We start from the raw sequence: 18,129 nt of genomic DNA, 5'->3' as shown, positions 1-18,129 counted from the left end.
TTTTATATTATGGGAAACTAGAACTTTCCTATTCATTATAAAAAAGGATACCCTAAAGTATCCTCTTAATTTATTTTACTTTAATTGCAGGCATATCTTGCCCATTTTGATGCAATACCAAGTTTGCTACCTTGCCATTTTCATCTCTTTCAAAAGTAATCTTAGCATCAACTATCTTGTAGAAGTAATCACTTTCTGACATAGGGAATATTTCAAATGCATCTTGACCTGTAAGCTGAGCATATATGTGATTATCCTCAGTTGTAATGGTAATAATTAATCCTGGAATTAACTCATACTCTCCAACATATTCCTCATATATTTTAGGATCTACAGTTACTTCGATCTGCTCTTCAATATCTTCTACTCTTTTGCAAATAAACTCCATACCTATTTGTTCAAATATTAGTTCTGTAACTTCTCCCTTATCATTAGTTTTAAATTCAATACTAGCATCAATTACTTTAGCAAAAAATTTATTATTTGTTTCTGGAAATATTTCAAAAGCATCTTGACCTGTTACTTGAGCAAAAAGTTTTTTATCTTTTTTAATTATATCAATGTATGCTCCATTTAGAAATTCATACTTTCCTTCATAGCTATCGTATAATTCTGTATTATCAATTTTTATTTCCTTTTTAGCTTCTGGTATTTTATAATCTTTTTTAAATACTATATTTGCTAGAGTCTCTGTTAAACTCGAAATATTATAGTAACCATTATTAGTTAAAATAATAATAGTAAGATCTTCATCTATATACTTGGCTATATTAGAAGTAAATCCAAAAGTATTTCCACCATGCAAAATTTGTTTACCTTTATCCGTATGTGCAATCATCCACCCATAGCCATAACTACCACCTTCTGATACAGCTACATGTTCTGTAAATATCTTATCTAATGTTTCCTTTTTTACAAGTTGTTCAGTTTTTAAACCTCGATCCCATCTATATAGATCTTCAACTGTTGAATATATATTTCCAGCACCATAAGCTTGAGTAAGTACTAGTTCGTCATCTACAGGAACGACTTCCAAATAGCCTAAATATGGCGTTGCATCATAAAGTTCATTATTTTTACCATAACATATACCTGTACTTGACATATTTAGAGGAGCAAATATATTTTTTTGTAAATAATCCTCAAACGACATATTAGTAGCCTTTTCAATTATTATTCCTAATAATGTGTAATTTGTATTACAATATCTAAACTCCTTACCAGGTTCAAATTCTAACGGCATATCTTTTATTAAATCAATAACTATCATTGGATCTTTACTTTCTGGTTTTAAAGTTAGAAATTCTTTTATTTCAGTATAATTCTTAAGCCCTGATGTGTGAGTCAATAGATTATGTAGAGTAATTAGATCTCCGTTTGGAAAATCAGGTAGATATTTTGAAACCGTATCTTCTACATCTATTAAACCTTGTTCATTCAGTTGCATAATCGCCATTGCTGTAACTTGCTTTGTCATAGAACCAATAGCAAATTTTGTTTGAGATTTATTCAAAGTGTTTTGTTCAAAGTTTGCAAATCCATAACCTTTGTTGAGAAGAACTTTTCCATCTTTAGCAACTAGTACACTTCCATGAAAATTATGATGCTTTTGGAGTGCTTTCATATAAGTGTCTAATTCATCTTGTAACTTTTCATCCATGGACATTGTAAAAAAGTCCTCTTTATTTTCTTTAGGTTGATTTATTTTTAGGACTTGTTGTTTATTATCCCATCCTATAACAAGGTTCAAAGCTTTACTAAATAATTCTACTGGTACATAAGTTTTGCCTTCTTTAATAATAGGACTTGAACTTATATCTATATTTTCTTTATTTACAGTAATTCTATGTTCTCCAACTTTTAGTTTTACGATTTCGGAGTCCTTTGAAAGAGTAATATTCCTATCACTACAATTCCAAGTAACTAAATAACCCATCTTTTCTGCTAACTCTCTTAAAGGACACATTATTAGCCCTTTTTCATTTATATATGTTTCATCTTCTAAAGAAATTCTTGTATCATTTAATACAACAATAGGTTTCATCTGAGAATCACCAAACGTGATAGTAAACATACCTAAAACCAAACTAAAAGTTAATATTACTGATACTAATTTTTTAAACATATTTATTCCCCCTTAAGTATCATATTAAGTCAATCAAAGCTTACTCCAAAGCACTATCAAAAAAGACAGATGAAACTTCAGACTGTTTTTCTGATCTACTTATGGATAGAAAAAGTCAGATTAAGTAATCTGACCTTAAAATTTTAGATAATTATCATTAGTAATACCTAATTATATTATTCTTCTTTTCAATCTTCTAATATCTACTTCATGTCTACCATTTATCTCTTTTATTATGTCATTTTCTTCAATTAAAATATCCAACTTTTCATTAGCTTCTTGCCTAAATTCTGTTAACCCTACAGTTTGTTCGATTACAGCTTTTAAATCTTTCTTTATCTCTTCTTGTCCAATCTCTAAATGTTTTTGACCTTCTTCTAGTTTCGTTTGTCTTTGTTCTAATCTTGTTTGACCTTGTTTTAGTTCTACTACTTCTCCCCTTAACGCTCTAATTTCTTCTAGGATTATCTTCTGAAATTCTTCGTTGGTCATGTTAACAACCTCCAATCCTCTATGATATTAACATTATATCATAAAACAAAACTTAAATAATAAAAATAGTAAATAAAATTCGTCTTATTACAATCCCAAAAGTAAAACTGCAATATGCTATAAATGTATCTAAAGTACCATATCCCTATTTGAAATTTTGTTAAATACTATTGTTCTATTTCCATTGCTTTTTTATCAAAATTTAATTCCCATTCTAAACTTTGATTTTGTAACTCTACCATATGTTTATATAGTCCTCCTTCATCCATCAATTCTTCTGGTCTACCTTGCTGTGCTACATAACCATCTTCCAATACCACAACCTTATCTGCATTGGCTACTGTACGCATTCTGTGAGCTATGATAAGTACTGTTTTATTCTTAATAAGTTGTGAAATAGCTATTTGAATCTTTGTCTCATTTTCCACATCAAGGGAAGCAGTTGCTTCATCTAATAATATAATTGGTGCATCTTTTAAAATAGCACGTGCTATAGAAATTCTCTGTCTTTCTCCTCCAGATAAACTAGCACCATTTTCTCCTATAACTGTATCATAACCTTGTGGAAGACGCGATACAAATTCATCACACATGGCAATTTTAGCAACTTCCATAACTTCTTCACGAGTGGCATCTCTTCTTCCAATTTGTATATTTTCCATAACTGTACCATTGAATAATACTACATCTTGAAAAACAATTGCATAATTTTTAAGAAGTGCTTCTGGATCAATAGTTGAAACATCCACTCCTCCTAATATAATCTTTCCCTTATCTACATCCCAAAAACGTGCCGCTAATTTTGCAGCAGTACTTTTCCCTCCACCAGATGGACCAACTAAAGCTGTTACTTCACCTTGCTTTGCTGTAAATGATACATCTTTTAAAACAGTTTCTCCTTCATCATAAGAAAAACCTACATGTTCAAATACAATATCATACCCATTTGTTGCATAATCTTCTACACCTTCTTGAACTATTTGATTTTCTATCTCCCTCATTCTATTAATACGAATATCCACATAAAATATTTGTGCAATATAACAAAATACTCCTATAATAGGATCATAAATTCTAGAAGCTGCAATTAAAAACATCAAATAAGTTAAAAAATCTGTTTGTCCTTTTATAAGCATATTGCTTCCAACTAGAATTACTGTTGCTAATCCTAATTTCAAAACTATTTGTGCACTATTTATTAAAATTCCTAGTGCCAATTCTGAAGAAATTTGTGCCTTTTCAGCCTTATCTAGTTTTTTATCTAATCCAGCTAAGTAGACCTCTTCTCGATTATAAGATTTGATATCTTGTATTGTTTCAAAACATTCTTGTATTCCATCTGCACAAGCACGTTTCGCTTTATAATGTTTTAAAGCTCCTTTTTTCTGTAATTTCTTCGAACCAATAATGATTATTAAAGCTACAGGAAAAACCCATAATAACCCTAATCCCATCCTCCAATCCTTAACTAATAATCCTATAATTATTAATGCTGTGGATATAATAGCACCAATAAATTGTGGAATAGCATGAGAAAATGCCTTTTCCAAGTCTGCACAGTCATTCATAATTGTATTTGTTAAATCTGAAAGGTCCTTCTTCCCAAAATAAGAAAGAGGAAGTTTCCTTAACTTTTCTGCTAAAGAAATACGACGTGTTGCACTTTCATTAAAAGTAGTTATATATACACTACCATATTGTAACCAGTGACATATAAACATAAAGCCTAATATGGTAAATCCTAACACAATATAAATTATAATACTAGTTTGCCCATTAGTTTCAAATCCTAATATAGGCTTAAGTAAATCATTTAATACCATAATCAAAAGCCATACTGGTAGCATCAAACTAATATTAGCAAAAGCACTATATATACTTCCCCTTACTAAATCCTTAGCTCCTTGTTCACTTAAAGCAAATCTATCCTGCAAAAACTTAAGCATAAACAGCCTCCTTCCCAACTTTCCATTGTACAGACTGTTGATATTCTTGCCACATTTGTGCATACAAACCTTTTTTATTTAAAAGTTCATTATGAGTTCCTTGCTCTTTTATTTCACCATCTTGTAAAAACAATATCCTATCTACATTTTTTATAGAAGATAGTCTATGAGCAATTATAATTACAGTTTTACCTTTAATTAATTTTTCAAAAGCAATTTGTATTTGATATTCATTTTCTGGATCTGCAAAAGCTGTAGCTTCATCTAAAATTACAATAGGTGCATCTTTTAAAATAGCACGAGCTATAGAAATTCTCTGTCTTTCTCCTCCAGATAAATAAACACCTTCCGTTCCAATAACTGTATCTAAGCCTTCAGGGAATTTATCCAAAACATCAATGCATTGTGCTAATTCTGCTGCCTTTAGTGCTTCCTCACGAGTAGCCTCTTCTCTTCCAAAACGTATGTTTTCTAAAATACTTCCTTTAAACAAATGGTTGTTTTGAAAAACAAAAGCAATTTGTTCCATCAATTGTTTTGAATTTATTTGGCGTACATCAATACCTCCTACTTTAATTGAACCTTCATCTACATCCCAAAAACGAGGTATTAAACTTGCAATAGTTGTTTTCCCTCCTCCAGATGGTCCAACCAATGCAAAAGTCTTTCCTTCTGGAAGATTAAAATTAATATCATTTAAAGCTTTTACTTGACTTTCTGGATAAGAAAAGGAAACGTTTTTAAAAGAAATGCTATTATTTTTAGGCTTTTGAGGAGATTTTACTTCAGCTAAAGACTCTATATTTAAAAGTTCATCTACACGATTCACTGCTTCTTTAGCTGCAAAATAACTTTCTCCTAAGTGCATAATCTTATTCATCATCAATGCACAAACAGGCGAAAACAAAATATAGAATATTAGATTAAGTAAAAAACCTTTATAATCATTTGTATTTTTAATCAACAATAAACCTATAGGGATCAACAAAATAAATGTTCCATTAATTGTTATAGTGTATTTTACCATTGGCAATCTACAATTAAAAGCAAAACTCAATGCCAAGTCTCTATACTGCATAATAGTTTTATGAAAATTCTTAAAAGAATAAACTGTTTGTTGAAATACCTTTACTACTGGAATTCCACGAATATATTCAACAGCCTCTGTATTCATTTCTTCCAGTGAATTCATATATTGCTTCATTAAATCACCACTATCCCCACCCATCATCTGTTTAAGAAATTTTACACTTAAAAAAAATGGAATAAGACATACTATTCCCAATCTCCAATCAAAAACAAATAAAAGCACTAATATAGCAATAGGCATTACAACAGCACTTGCTAAATCTGGCAACTGATGAGCTAGAAAACTATGGGTTAATGTTGCATTATCATCTATAATTTTCCTCATACGTCCACTGGTATTATGTCCAAAAAAACCCAATGGCAATGTAACAATCTTATGCATAGCATTTTTTCTCATGTTCTTTTCAATTCTAAAAGCTGCTAAATGCGAAAACATAGATGCACTGAAAGAAAAGATGATACTCAAAAATGCAAAAACCACTGACATCCAACTATACTTTGTAATACCTGCTACATAGGACAAATCTGGCAATGTATTGAAAATCTCCCGAATTATAAACCATATGCAAACAAATGGGCATAATGACAGAACTGCACTAATACCAGACAATATGCAAGCTAAAACAATGAAACTCTTATAACATCCTGCCATTTTTAAAAATTGTGAAAATCCTTTCTTGTCCTTCGCTTTCACAAAAACTCCTCCTTCTATAAAATAATATATCTTCAAAATACTCACTAATATTCTTGTTTCTTACCTCTCAGGAAACTAAGACTTTCTTTTTCTCCACCCTTAACATGTATTTTTCTATTTGAATTACAATCTAATAAAAATGCAGTTGAAGCACATTTAAATAATAATTCCATATCATGAGTTACAAGAATTATTGGCATCACTTCTGCTGCTTCTCTAATAATCTCTGCCATTTGATTCATCCTTCGATAATCCAAGCCTGCTGTAGGTTCATCAAGGATTAAAAGTTTTCTTGCTTGGACTATTGCTGTTATTACTGTTAGTCTTTGTTTTTCACCACTTGAAAGTTCTTGAGGATGATTTAATCTTTTATCCCAAAGATCAACTTTTTTTAAAAGATACTTTACCTTTTCTAAGTATGGCTTATGCAAATTCCCAACAAGTATTTCATTTTCTACAGTGTCATAAAAAATTTGCGAGTCTGCATCCTGCATAACATAGTATACATTTTTTATCCGCTCTCTTTTATTTTTTCCCCAACTTGTAAATCCATTCATATTCAAAAGGCCAGCGAGCTGCTTTAATAAGGTTGTTTTACCAACACCATTTTTCCCTAGGATAGCCATGATTTCACCTTTTGCCACAGTAAAATTAATGTCTTTAGATAAAATTCGATCTTTAACTTTTATATCGATTCCTTTTGCTTCCAATTCACTTTCAGTTTTATTGTAAATACACTGACCTTCAAGCTCTTCTTCTTTAAAACATCTAAGATCCAAGTTTTTTCTCAATTCACTCGTAAGCATATCTTTATCATATATTCCTTCTATTGTTTTATCTTTCATATAAACAAGTCTGTCACATAAATCTGTAAGATAAAACAATCTATGCTCTGCTATAATAATGGTTTTACCCATTTCTTTTAATTGTTTTAAAATACTTTTTAAACTTAAAGTAGAGACATAATCCAAGCTTGCAGATGGTTCATCAAAAATAATGACATATGTGTCATATACTAAACTTGATGCTATAGCGACACGCTGTTTTTCTCCTCCAGATAATTCAAATACAGATTTATCTCTAAGATCTTTTAAATCCAAAACCTCAATAGCTTTTTCTACTCTTTCGAAAAGAGTACTCCTATTCATTCCAAGATTTTCCCCTACTAAAGCAATCTCATCTTCCACTTGCGTTGAAAAAAATTGATCTTTAGGATCTTGGAATACATTGCCCATATATTTTGCAAGCTCACCCTTTTTGTATTGGCTTATGCTTCTACCTTTAAACTTAACATCACCAATAACTATTCCTTCATAAAATTCAGGTATAAGCCCATTGATTATTCTAATAAGAGTAGACTTTCCACAACCTGATAAACCAGTTATAACAATAAATTCCCCTTTTTTAATTTGTAAAAAAATATCTTTTAAACAATCTTCATTGTCATTATATTTAAATCTTTCGATATTGAGGAACCACCAGTTGCTCAAAACTCCTTTTAATATGAAAAGGACTCATAGATAGCCCTCTTATCTTCGCACCCTGTTTAACTTCCTGTATCTGATGTTTGAATTCAGGTAAATATCGGAAAAATATAGTTATAGCAATGGAAATATTTTCATGAATTCCTATTTTTCTAAAAGAACTGGTTAATTCCGAAGGACTATAATCCATCAACGCTTTCACTAATAGAAAAACTGGAATCAATTTAACAAAAATTAAAAGCATCAAAAATATAGATCCTAGCCAGGCATTCTTAGGAGCTAATGCACGAAGTGGATAAAGCAAACAATTCATAATTATAATCAAAGATAAGGGCTTTATAATATTCTCCTTTGTTGTGATGATATAAGTGACAAATCCAATTATTAAAAATATATAATATTGAACTTGATTAGCAAATATCAACATAATCGAAATACCAATCATCATAAATAATATGGTTAAAGGATTAAAAAAGTGAATTCTTTTTGCTTTTAATTCTTCATTTTTTACAACTATTTCATCCATATTATTTTATTCTCCAAAAACACTCTTTTTCTTAGATTTGTTACTATCAAAGTATTTATTATAAATTCCAATACCTATATAAGCCCCTAAAACAGAACATAAAAGTTGAATAATTAAAACAATGGACAAATTAGTTGTATTTAAAAAGAAATCCTTGACTTGTTGTGCACGCTCAACTGTAAACATGGTTGGAAATTGTTTTGCTAAGCCTTGAACTCCAATAAATACTATAAAAAATACTCCATGCAACGATAAAATTAATTGTCCTACAATGTAGGATATTTCAACTCTTGTATTATTATGGTAATTTTCTTTCTTTCCTATAATAAATTCTCCAAGGATGCCACTGCCCAAAAGCACGATTAACATAGGCCACATACCCATAATGGAATATATCATTCCACTAATTAAATAAAATACAATAACTGTTCCACGCTTAGGAACTTTTCTACACATTGCCACAAATATAGGTGCTGCTAATATTGTTGCTAGTGCAGTGTGGATATAAGTCCCATAAACTCCAAAAATCGAAATTGCATAATTTCCAATCATCATTAATACAAAACCAATAACTGAAAATACTATTACTTTAACAAAATCTTTTAATTTCATAAAAATTCCCCCTTCTATAAAATAATATATCTATTGTTTATTGTAGATGATAATGATTATCATATTCAGCTCCAAAAAATATTATTTTTAATCCAAAAAATAAAAAAGACTTCTATTGGAGCGTTAATAGAAATCTTTTTTATTTATATTACCTATATTTAAATCTATACTCTGAAGGAGTCATTTTCATATAGGACTTAAACACACTAGAAAATTTACTTGGATTTTCATACCCTACTTCATTTGCAATTTCAATTATAGGTATATCTATATTTTTTAAAAGAGTTTTGCTTTTTTCAATTCTAAGTCTTTTAGTATACTCATATACGGTATTTCCAAATATTTCCTTAAATCCTTTTTGTAATTTATAAACTGTAATATTTAATCTTTGAGCTAGTTCATCAACTGAAAGTGGATTTTAAATATTTTGTAATAATATATTTTCTGCCTTATATATAATATCCACTTCTTCTTTTGTAAAATTAGATAAACTATGCTTTTTATTTGATTTAAAATGTAAACATAAAATAAGAAATTCTATAACTTTAGATTTAACATTCATATAATCCATCATGTTTCTTATATCGATATCTTTTATCTCTTCTGCTATTACTTTAATATTGTAAGGAACTTTTTCTATACTTAAAACATTATTTGAAAATATATTATCTATAGAATTTTGCCACTGTGCTACAATCTTTTCTTCCCATATGGGATTTATAAAACTTTTTACAGAATCTAAGTTCATATGAATAGAAATAGCCTTAAATCCCTTATAATGAAAGTTAAAACCATCTATATTGTTGTTCATTCTATAAAAAGCTACATCCCCTTTTTCAAAAAAATACTTTCTTTTATTAGGAAGACTTTGAATTTCTGCACTGCCCTTATAGCAATATGATATTTCTATAATATTAGAACCATTCTTTTCATTATCATATGACCATTTCATGTTAGTTGAGCTATCCCAATGAGCTATTTCCAAGCCTTCATCTATTATTATTCTTGAAACAGTCCCTTCTCCTACATCTTTAGGTATTGAATATCTTATTCCCAATAACTCATCTGACATTTTACATATGTATTTGTTTTCCAATTGTTTATAATATCTATCCACCGTACTAATTCTATTTTTCATATTCTCACATCCAATTGATAACGATTATCAATTTAATTTTATCAAATGTTTCTATGTCTGGCAAGTGTACATTTTGCTCCAAAAACAAGGTTATATTTACTGATATAAGAGAACACATTCTAAAGTACCATATACTCTCATTCATCACAAGTAAAATCATTTAAAATTTCTTTTGCTTTTTCAAATGTTGATTTTTCCACTAATATATCGGTTCCATAAAGTGAAGAACCCGTAGCTATTCTCATATATCCTCCAATACCATGATCTTTTAACAAGTATGGAATATCATTTTCATCTAGTAGATTTTTTATGAAATTTAACTCAGGACTACTATTAGTTGTTTTCAAAACAACCATTTCAATATCATCGTAGTTTTTTTCTTTTTTATTAGACATAATATCACCTCCTATTAAATATCCTTTCATGTATTATATGCTTTTTAATATCTATTGCCTTCTTAGGACATAATTCATGACAACAAAAACATCTTATACATCGCTTTAAGTCAACTTCTGGTCTACCATTTGACATATCAATCGCCTTTGGTGGACAATTCTCTGCACATACTCCACATGATACACATATATCATAATCAAAAACAGGACTTGGCCTAAAGTTATTTAAAATCCAATTTTCTAAAAACTTAGGAACCCTACCACCAATAAAGTTCACATTCATTGAAGAAGGAAGCTTAAACGGTTCTATATCAATCTCATCTGGATTAAGTCCTATAAATTCTACATCCTTTATTTCTCCACTAAAAATTTTTCTATTCTTAGCAACCTTCAATGTGGGTATAGATAAAGGAGTTATACCAATTAACTTTGAAGCAACAGTATCTAATGCATATGGATTTTTTGAAGCTAATATTAATCCTACAAATCTCTTATCTCCAGAAGAAGGTCCATCTCCTTCCATTCCCTCAACTCCATCTATAATTGATAAATCAGGACTTACATATTCACAAATATCTACTAAGGCATTTGCAAAATTATCAATATTGTTCATTTTAAAATGATATTCTGCTTTTGTAACCCCTGGTATTGTTCCGTAAAGGTTCTTTACTGCGCCTGTATATGTCATCATAGCATGGGTTTTAAGCTTAGCTGCAGACACAACATAGTCAACTTCATCAAAAGCTTTGACAATTTTCATATTTTTAAGCATCTTAGCCTTATCATTCTTCACTTCATTATATGAAATATCAAAATTTAGCTCACAGCCAGTTCTCTCTTGAACCTCAAACATTCCTGTAGCTCTATATACTGCTCGAAGGGATTTTTCGGTGAAAGGCCCTCCTGGACTATCCCCAACCAGTACAGTACACCCAAGCTTTTGAAAATATCTAACTATAGCTTCTACAACAGCAGGATGTGTAGTTATTGCATCATCAGGCGAATTTTTTCTTAGTAGATTTGCCTTAATTAATACTTTGCTATCTCTTTTTACTTTATCTTTTATTTCATTTATATTGTCTAAACATTCAAATATTTTCCCTTCTACCAACTGATAATCATAGCTATCACATTTTACTATACTAACCTTTTCCAATACCTTATCCCCCTAATTCTTATCTATTACTCAATTTTTGATTTATCTCATCTAGTGTATTCTCAATCCTTTTCATTGTTTCTCTCTTCTCTTTTAAATATCTTGGTATCTTAATAAGTGTATAAAAGATTAGACAAATTAAAGCTATTACAATAAGCAAATTAATTATTTCAAAAATCATCGTACCAATAGATGGTTTAGCAACTACATTCATGTCCATTATATAATCTCCTTTTCAACTACTTGTCCAAACTTATAAAAATAAAATAATACTTTATTTTAACTTATATATCCCATATGTTTTTGTAATAGGATCCATAAATATAGGAAGTTTTGGAGGATAAAATGTAAAATATATCAAAACAAATCCTATTAGTATTAAAAGAATTAGTCCAATTATTTCAGCTACTTTAGACACTCTCTTTTTAATGATGCTTTTACTTACAAGTTGACAAAGAATAGTACCAACAAAATAAGCAGAAACATCAACCCATAATATGTTTTTTTTAATTATAGCTGTGTATGAGTAAAATATTATAATAATTACAGCTTCTAATGTAATAATTCCTAATGCCTTTCCTAAAAAGAAACTATCTATATATCTGTTAATAAAAGGATATTCAAGTATAGAAAATAATATCAAAGACCAATATCCCAGTTTTAGATGTTCCCAAACACTTTCATTTACTGGACTAAATATTCCAACTATCATAGAATTATTTGACCATTTATATGTAAAATGTAAAAGCAAACCGACAATTATTATCCATAATATGCCGAAGTATTCCCATTTATTCACTTTCTTTCTCTTACTATAAAACATAATTTTCCCTCCCCTATATTGATGGTATTGTCAAAAATATTAATAAACATCTCTGACAATCCTTGATTTTCAAACATTTATCTTAATAAAAATATTTACCCCCTAAAGAGAGCTAAATATTTTTTATTTTTATATACAAAAATGGATGACAAATATCCATTCATTAGTTATAATATCGTCGTCAAACAAATCTAACTAGAAAGGAATTGTCATCCATGTTCGATATTATAACTTATTTACTATACTTTATTCAAGTCCAAAATAACATTATTTTATATCTTCTATTTTGTTTAGGTGCTATTAAAGCTTCGAAGCTACCTGATAAACCCATTGATAAGCCTTATCGTAAACTGAAAGTCGACGAAATGCCTATCTTTGATAAGGTTAAGAAATATGATCACAAAGTTCTTTTAAAGAATTATTTGTTAGATAAAGGAAAAGAGCTTAAACCTGTTAACTCTAAAGTTCCTGTTCCTGAATCTATTTCTTGTCCTTGTTGTGGTGCTCCTCACATTTACATATACGATAACAACGGTGGCAGAGGCCAATTTAAATGCAAGGTTTGTGAATCAACTTTTAGCCGAAAAAATCAATTTTCCAAGTCTGTTATTTTAAGATGTCCTCATTGTAACAAGGCTCTTGAGCCTATTAAGGATCGTAAATTCTTTGTTATCTACAAGTGTAAAAACAATGAGTGCTCTTTTTATCTTAAAAACAAAAATTCTTTATCTAAAGAACAAAAGGAGCTGTTTGAGATTAAGCCTCATTCTTTTAAAATGCATTATATTTACAGAGCTTTTAATATTAACTTTAAGCCTTTATCTAGAACTTCTCCTGTTAAAGGTTCTGTTTCTTTGCCAAGGATTTATGCTTCCAATCATGTTTTAGGTCTTGTTTTAACTTATTATGTTAATTATGGCCTAAGTGCTAGAAAGACTGCTGCTATCATGAAAGATATTCATCAGGTTGATATTTCTCATCAAACTGTTCTTAATTATGCTAACACTGTAAGTGTTATTACTAAGCCATTTGTTGACAATTACCCTTATGAGCTATCTGACTCTATTTGTGGTGATGAAACTTATATTAGGGTTAATGGTAAATGGCATTATATCTTCTTTTTCTTTGATGCTGTTAAGAAGATTATTTTGTCTTACCATGTTTCTCCTAATCGTGACACTCCTTCAGCTATTATTGCTTTAGATGATGTTTTGTCTAAATTTAAGGAAATTCCAAAGAATCTTAATATCATTGTTGATGGTAATCCTATTTACCTTCTTGCTCAACATTTTTTTGCCCAACATGATATATTTTTTGATGTTTCACAGGTCATTGGTCTTACTAATGATGATCCTGTTTCAAAAGAATTTAGACCACTTAAGCAAGTTATCGAACGTCTTAATCGCACTTTTAAAGGCAATTACAAATCCTCTCATGGATTTGGTGCCCAGCATGGTTCTGTTACTTTTGTTACATTGTTTGCTGTTTATTTCAACTTTTTAAGACCTCACGCTTCATTGGAAGCTAGTGTACCTGTTGTTATTCCTGAACTTGAGGATTTACCCAATATGCCTGCAAGATGGATTAAATTAATACAACTGTCTGAAGAATACATATCTTCTTGTGCTTAAAGTCTTGTTTTTAGATTCTTTGAGCCCAGCAGCACTAGCCACCGTAGGCTTGCCCTTGACAAAAATGTTTAAGAAAATGCTATAATGAACATTTCAAGGGCTTATTTGCGTTGTCTTGTTTTTGAGTTCCCCTCGCCCTTGTTAGTTTTAACTAAGCATTTTCTTATTTTTTGTCAAGGGTGGCTGGAGATCCCACTCAAAATTTAATTGAAAAGTATTATTTTTGACTTTTATTTTTTCATAAAACTTTTTACATTACCATATTGATTGTATTACTGTTATATAATACCCATTATCATTATTTTATATCAATTACCAATATAGCGTAGGTACATAATATTGACAACAATAGAAACATTATGTACCCTTCCGTATTTTACTTTATTAGTTTTGATAGTACCTTAAACTCAGGTGTTCCTGCTTTTTTTAATAAATCAAAAATAACTGTCTCTGTATTTGTAACAACAGCTCCCATTGATTCCATCATAGATAATCCATTTAGATAATTATCTTTAGTCCTTGAGCAAACACTATCTTTTACTACAAATACATCATAACCATCATTTATTAAATCCCTTGCTGTTTGAAATACACATATATGTGTTTCCATACCTGTTATTATTATCTTCTTTCTCCCAATTTCTTTAAGAATTTCTTTCACTTCTTCTATATAAGCTGTAAAATGTGTCTTTTCAAATCTCTTGGCATTTTTTAATCTTTCTTCTAATTCTATAACAGTATTCCCCAATCCCTTAGGATACTGTTCTGTATAAAGTATAGGCATATTAAATTCTTCTGCAGCTGATATTAATATATTTGTATTTTCTATCACTTGGTCAGCATATTTCATAGGCTTTACCAACTTATCTTGAATATCAATTAAAAGTAAAACTACATCTTCATTGTTAATTGTAAACTTATCCATAATTTATTTCTCCCTTCAGTTTTTAATCCTCTTAAAATAATATACTATGCTTATATTCTATAAATAAAACATTTTTCCTGCAATAAGTATTTTTAATGTTATAATATTTATGGTGATGAATATGTGTTATGTTTATATATTAGAGTGTTCTGATAATACTCTCTATACTGGATGGACAGTTGATCTTGAAAAAAGAGTTAAAACTCACTTAAGTGGAAAAGCTTCAAAATATACAAGAGCGAGACTTCCCGTTAAACTTGTATACTTTGAAGAACATAACGACAAAATATCTGCTCAAAAAAGAGAATATGAAATAAAACAGTTAGCTAGAAAAGAAAAGTTAAAATTAATTAAACTCAATAATAAAAATCTGTATTCTACATAATAGAATACAGATTTTTTATTTTTACTCAAAATTAAATTCTTTATTTCTCCTTAAATATATTATAAACCAGGTAGTTAATACTACTCCTTTAAAAACACTACTCATACTAATACTCCACCATACACCTTTTAATCCCAAGGATGTATAATTCGATAATATCAATGAACCTGGAACGCGAAGTATATTAAAAACTATACCAACTAATGCTGGAGGAACTGTTTTACCTAAGCCATAAAATGCCCCTGAAGTTGCTATTTCTATACACATAAAAAACTGAGATAATCCTAAAATTCTTAAATAAATTACACCTTCCCTAATTGCTTCAATATCATTTGGAATAAACAATCTAAATATAGGCTCTGCACCAAATATAAGTAAACAATTAGCAAAAATCCCTACTATACCTACAATGTACATTGCCTTCCTATAACCTTCTTTTATCCTATCAATTTTATTTGCACCATAATTTTGACCTACAAATGCACTTAATGCTGTAGAAAACCCTCCTGCTGTCATCCACGAAATAGCTTCAATTTGAGAACCAATATTTTGAACTGCTATTGGCGTAGATCCCCATTTAGCTAATATCCTTGCTATAAGTACTGCGATACCAGAAAAGAAAAATTCTTGCAGAGATACTGGTAAACCAAGCTTAAATATCTGTTTTATAAAACTTGAATTAGGAATTTTGAACAATTTTAATCCTGAAAACAATGATATTTTATTTCTACATACTTTTATAAATATAATAGTAGCTATAAATTGTGCAATAATTGTAGCCAATGCAGCCCCTTTGATTCCCATCTTTGGGAAAGGCCCTAAGCCAAAAATCAATATAGGATCAAGTACAATATTTAAAGCTAGTCCAATAGAATTTATGATAAAAGGTGTTAAGCTATTGCCAAATCCATTAAATATTCCTGCAAAAACAGGGTTTATAAAGAAAAATACCATTCCTAAAGATACAATAACCAAGTATTCTATAGACATACTTACAACTTCCATATCTTTTAACCCAAAAAAACCAATTACTTGATGTCTAAATATTATCAAAAATAAAGAATATATAATAGCTAGTACTACACTTAACTGTATTGTATGCACTATATAATTTTTAACTTCATCTAAATCTTCCCTACCATAAGACTGTGCAACTCCTACCTCAGCAGCTACTTTTGGTATAAGTAACAATGCTGTACCAATCCACAAGAAAAATCCTGCTGTACCCGCTGCAGCAACAGTTTTAGTTCCCACTCTACCTAGCCAAATCATATCCATAAAATTGTATGCCATTTGCACAAATGAATTTGCCATAATAGGTAGTGCTAGCTTAATCATAGCCCCTGATATACTTCCTTCTGTAAGTTTCACTTCTCTACCCATAGTTTTTCTCCTTATCCTACCATAATATTATTTTAATTCGTAACTCTAAATATATATTCTATAATAAATAATAAGAAGCTTCAAGACAAAATAAAAATCTCTCATTTTTTATAAGAGATCTTTTTTATTATAATATATTATAATTCAATGACATCTACATTAGGATTTAATTTATATATTATATCCTTTCTTTCAACTATAATAGAAACTTTATCTTTTAGTTCCCTATCATCTTTAATAGATTTTAATAAATTCATATTTGGATTAATGGCTATGGGGTTTCCTACCATTTTTAACATTGAAAAATCTCCATTAGTATCACCATAAGAATAGCTCAAATCAAGATCAACATCATATTTGTTTACAAATTTATCAATTGCTTTTTGTTTGTTTTCAGAATCCCACATTCGTATGACTTCACCAGTAAAATTATTGTCTTCATCTACTAAATAGACACTACCTTTGTATTCTGTTACATCATACTTTTCAGCCATCTTCTCTACTAAAAAATCAGGCCCTCCAGAAATGAATAACAGCTTATGACCATTTTTCTTATGCCAATCAATTCTTGATCTTGTATATCTATATACCTTATCACCATTTATTTTTATTACTTGACTTGCTATAAAATCTATATGCGTTTTATTGATTCCTTTCAATTCTTTTACATAATAATCAGCTAATTCTTCTAAATAAACTTCAAAATCCCCATATCTATTTTCCCATTCAGAGTAAGTGTGTTTTACATGATTATGCCAAATAGCGGGATCTATAACTTCATACTTAATGAGTTTCTTAAAATGCTGTATCATAAGAGAATTTCTATACAATGTACCATCTATATCAAAAAATGCTCCAGTACTACTCATCACTTCACCTCCATAAAATATTTTTCTAATCACTTTCTATCTTTTTAACTCTTCCCTAATTATATCATCTAATATTTCAGCAGATTTTAGTATTACATCTGCACACTTTTTTTCTTCTGTTCTATACTCTTTCTTTAGAGGATTGCATTCAATATAACCCATTTCAGCTTTATACTTATCAAAAAACTTTTTTGATAAATCCCTTGTCTTTTTTATTTCTTGAGTATTTTCATCTGCAAAAATACATCCAATAGCCATAATAGCGCCAGTTATTGCTCCACAAACAGATTCTATACCCATTCCACCACCAAAACCTGAAGCTACTTTTAATGCTTCCCTATCTAAACCTAATTGATAAACTTCATTTGCTCCATACAATATCTTTTCAGCACAATTTAATCCTTCTTCATCTCCATATCCGTTTTTTATCAATTCTGCTAACATTATAAACACCTT

18 protein-coding genes and 1 pseudogene are annotated in these 18,129 nt (G+C 29.5%); 2 read left to right on the top strand and 17 right to left on the bottom strand.

The annotated features are described in order from the left end of the window. Positions 1-70 precede the first annotated feature (70 nt). From BQ9840_RS00510 to BQ9840_RS00450, 13 genes and pseudogenes are all read right to left on the bottom strand, one after another. On the bottom strand, positions 71-2,125 hold the full coding sequence (locus BQ9840_RS00510; protein ID WP_077367016.1) for a serine hydrolase: 2,055 nt from the start codon (positions 2,123-2,125) through the stop codon (positions 71-73). A 171-nt stretch (positions 2,126-2,296) separates the two neighbouring features. Further along, positions 2,297-2,617 (bottom strand): hypothetical protein, encoded by a 321-nt coding sequence (locus BQ9840_RS00505; RefSeq protein WP_077367014.1) that lies wholly within the window; start codon positions 2,615-2,617, stop codon positions 2,297-2,299. Positions 2,618-2,784: 167 nt separating this feature from the next. Next, positions 2,785-4,563, bottom strand: coding sequence for an ABC transporter ATP-binding protein (locus tag BQ9840_RS00500; protein WP_077367012.1), 1,779 nt, complete (start codon positions 4,561-4,563; stop codon positions 2,785-2,787). Further along, a complete protein-coding gene (locus tag BQ9840_RS00495) occupies positions 4,556-6,346 on the bottom strand; it encodes an ABC transporter ATP-binding protein (protein ID WP_200804833.1) in 1,791 nt (596 codons plus the stop codon). The genes BQ9840_RS00500 and BQ9840_RS00495 overlap by 8 nt, the downstream gene beginning before the upstream one ends. 44 nt (positions 6,347-6,390) lie before the next feature. Beyond that, entirely contained in the window at positions 6,391-7,836 is a 1,446-nt protein-coding gene (locus BQ9840_RS00490; protein ID WP_077367010.1) for an ABC transporter ATP-binding protein, read from the bottom strand. After that, positions 7,799-8,356: an energy-coupling factor transporter transmembrane component T gene (locus BQ9840_RS00485; protein WP_077367008.1), complete on the bottom strand. Its 558-nt coding sequence runs from the start codon at positions 8,354-8,356 to the stop codon at positions 7,799-7,801. The genes BQ9840_RS00490 and BQ9840_RS00485 overlap by 38 nt, the downstream gene beginning before the upstream one ends. A gap of 6 nt (positions 8,357-8,362) precedes the next feature. Beyond that, positions 8,363-8,968 carry an MptD family putative ECF transporter S component gene (locus BQ9840_RS00480; protein ID WP_077367006.1) on the bottom strand — a complete coding sequence of 202 codons (606 nt, stop codon included), beginning with the start codon at positions 8,966-8,968 and terminating at the stop codon, positions 8,363-8,365. Positions 8,969-9,116: 148 nt separating this feature from the next. Beyond that, positions 9,117-9,353, bottom strand: a pseudogene (locus tag BQ9840_RS13035) (helix-turn-helix domain-containing protein); the annotation flags it as partial. 33 nt (positions 9,354-9,386) lie between these two features. Then, complete coding sequence (locus tag BQ9840_RS00470; RefSeq protein ID WP_077367004.1) at positions 9,387-10,106, bottom strand: hypothetical protein; 720 nt, start codon at positions 10,104-10,106, stop codon at positions 9,387-9,389. Positions 10,107-10,243: 137 nt separating this feature from the next. After that, a complete protein-coding gene (locus BQ9840_RS00465; protein WP_077367002.1) occupies positions 10,244-10,501 on the bottom strand; it encodes a putative signal transducing protein in 258 nt (85 codons plus the stop codon). Between the two features lie 4 nt (positions 10,502-10,505). Continuing rightward, positions 10,506-11,657: a DUF362 domain-containing protein gene (locus BQ9840_RS00460; protein WP_077366999.1), complete on the bottom strand. Its 1,152-nt coding sequence runs from the start codon at positions 11,655-11,657 to the stop codon at positions 10,506-10,508. A gap of 19 nt (positions 11,658-11,676) precedes the next feature. Then, positions 11,677-11,877, bottom strand: coding sequence for a hypothetical protein (locus BQ9840_RS00455; protein ID WP_077366997.1), 201 nt, complete (start codon positions 11,875-11,877; stop codon positions 11,677-11,679). 54 nt (positions 11,878-11,931) lie between these two features. Further along, positions 11,932-12,480 (bottom strand): DUF6512 family protein, encoded by a 549-nt coding sequence (locus tag BQ9840_RS00450; protein ID WP_077366995.1) that lies wholly within the window; start codon positions 12,478-12,480, stop codon positions 11,932-11,934. A 215-nt stretch (positions 12,481-12,695) separates the two neighbouring features. Here BQ9840_RS00450 and BQ9840_RS00445 point away from each other — a divergent pair, with 215 nt between their 5' ends. Next, entirely contained in the window at positions 12,696-14,111 is a 1,416-nt protein-coding gene (locus BQ9840_RS00445; protein ID WP_077366993.1) for a DDE-type integrase/transposase/recombinase, read from the top strand. A 376-nt stretch (positions 14,112-14,487) separates the two neighbouring features. On the opposite strand, the gene BQ9840_RS00440 is transcribed toward BQ9840_RS00445, so the two are convergent. Next, a complete protein-coding gene (locus BQ9840_RS00440; RefSeq protein WP_077366991.1) occupies positions 14,488-15,036 on the bottom strand; it encodes a hydrolase in 549 nt (182 codons plus the stop codon). A gap of 115 nt (positions 15,037-15,151) precedes the next feature. Between BQ9840_RS00440 and BQ9840_RS00435 the strand changes: the two genes are divergently transcribed. Continuing rightward, positions 15,152-15,421 (top strand): GIY-YIG nuclease family protein, encoded by a 270-nt coding sequence (locus BQ9840_RS00435; RefSeq protein WP_369800151.1) that lies wholly within the window; start codon positions 15,152-15,154, stop codon positions 15,419-15,421. A 21-nt stretch (positions 15,422-15,442) separates the two neighbouring features. Here BQ9840_RS00435 and BQ9840_RS00430 read toward each other — a convergent pair whose 3' ends face one another. From BQ9840_RS00430 to BQ9840_RS00420, 3 genes are all read right to left on the bottom strand, one after another. Continuing rightward, positions 15,443-16,804, bottom strand: a complete 1,362-nt coding sequence (locus BQ9840_RS00430; RefSeq protein ID WP_077366987.1) for an MATE family efflux transporter — start codon at positions 16,802-16,804, stop codon at positions 15,443-15,445. Between the two features lie 137 nt (positions 16,805-16,941). Beyond that, positions 16,942-17,673, bottom strand: a complete 732-nt coding sequence (locus BQ9840_RS00425) for an HAD family hydrolase (RefSeq protein ID WP_077366986.1) — start codon at positions 17,671-17,673, stop codon at positions 16,942-16,944. 36 nt (positions 17,674-17,709) lie between these two features. After that, positions 17,710-18,117, bottom strand: a complete 408-nt coding sequence (locus tag BQ9840_RS00420; RefSeq protein ID WP_077366984.1) for a C-GCAxxG-C-C family (seleno)protein — start codon at positions 18,115-18,117, stop codon at positions 17,710-17,712. Positions 18,118-18,129: the final 12 nt, after the last annotated feature.

It is taken from the genome of Anaerosalibacter sp. Marseille-P3206, assembly GCF_900155565.1.
Classification (GTDB): Bacteria; Bacillota; Clostridia; order Tissierellales; family Sporanaerobacteraceae; genus FUHM01.
This window is presented reverse-complemented; position numbering and strand designations above follow the sequence as displayed.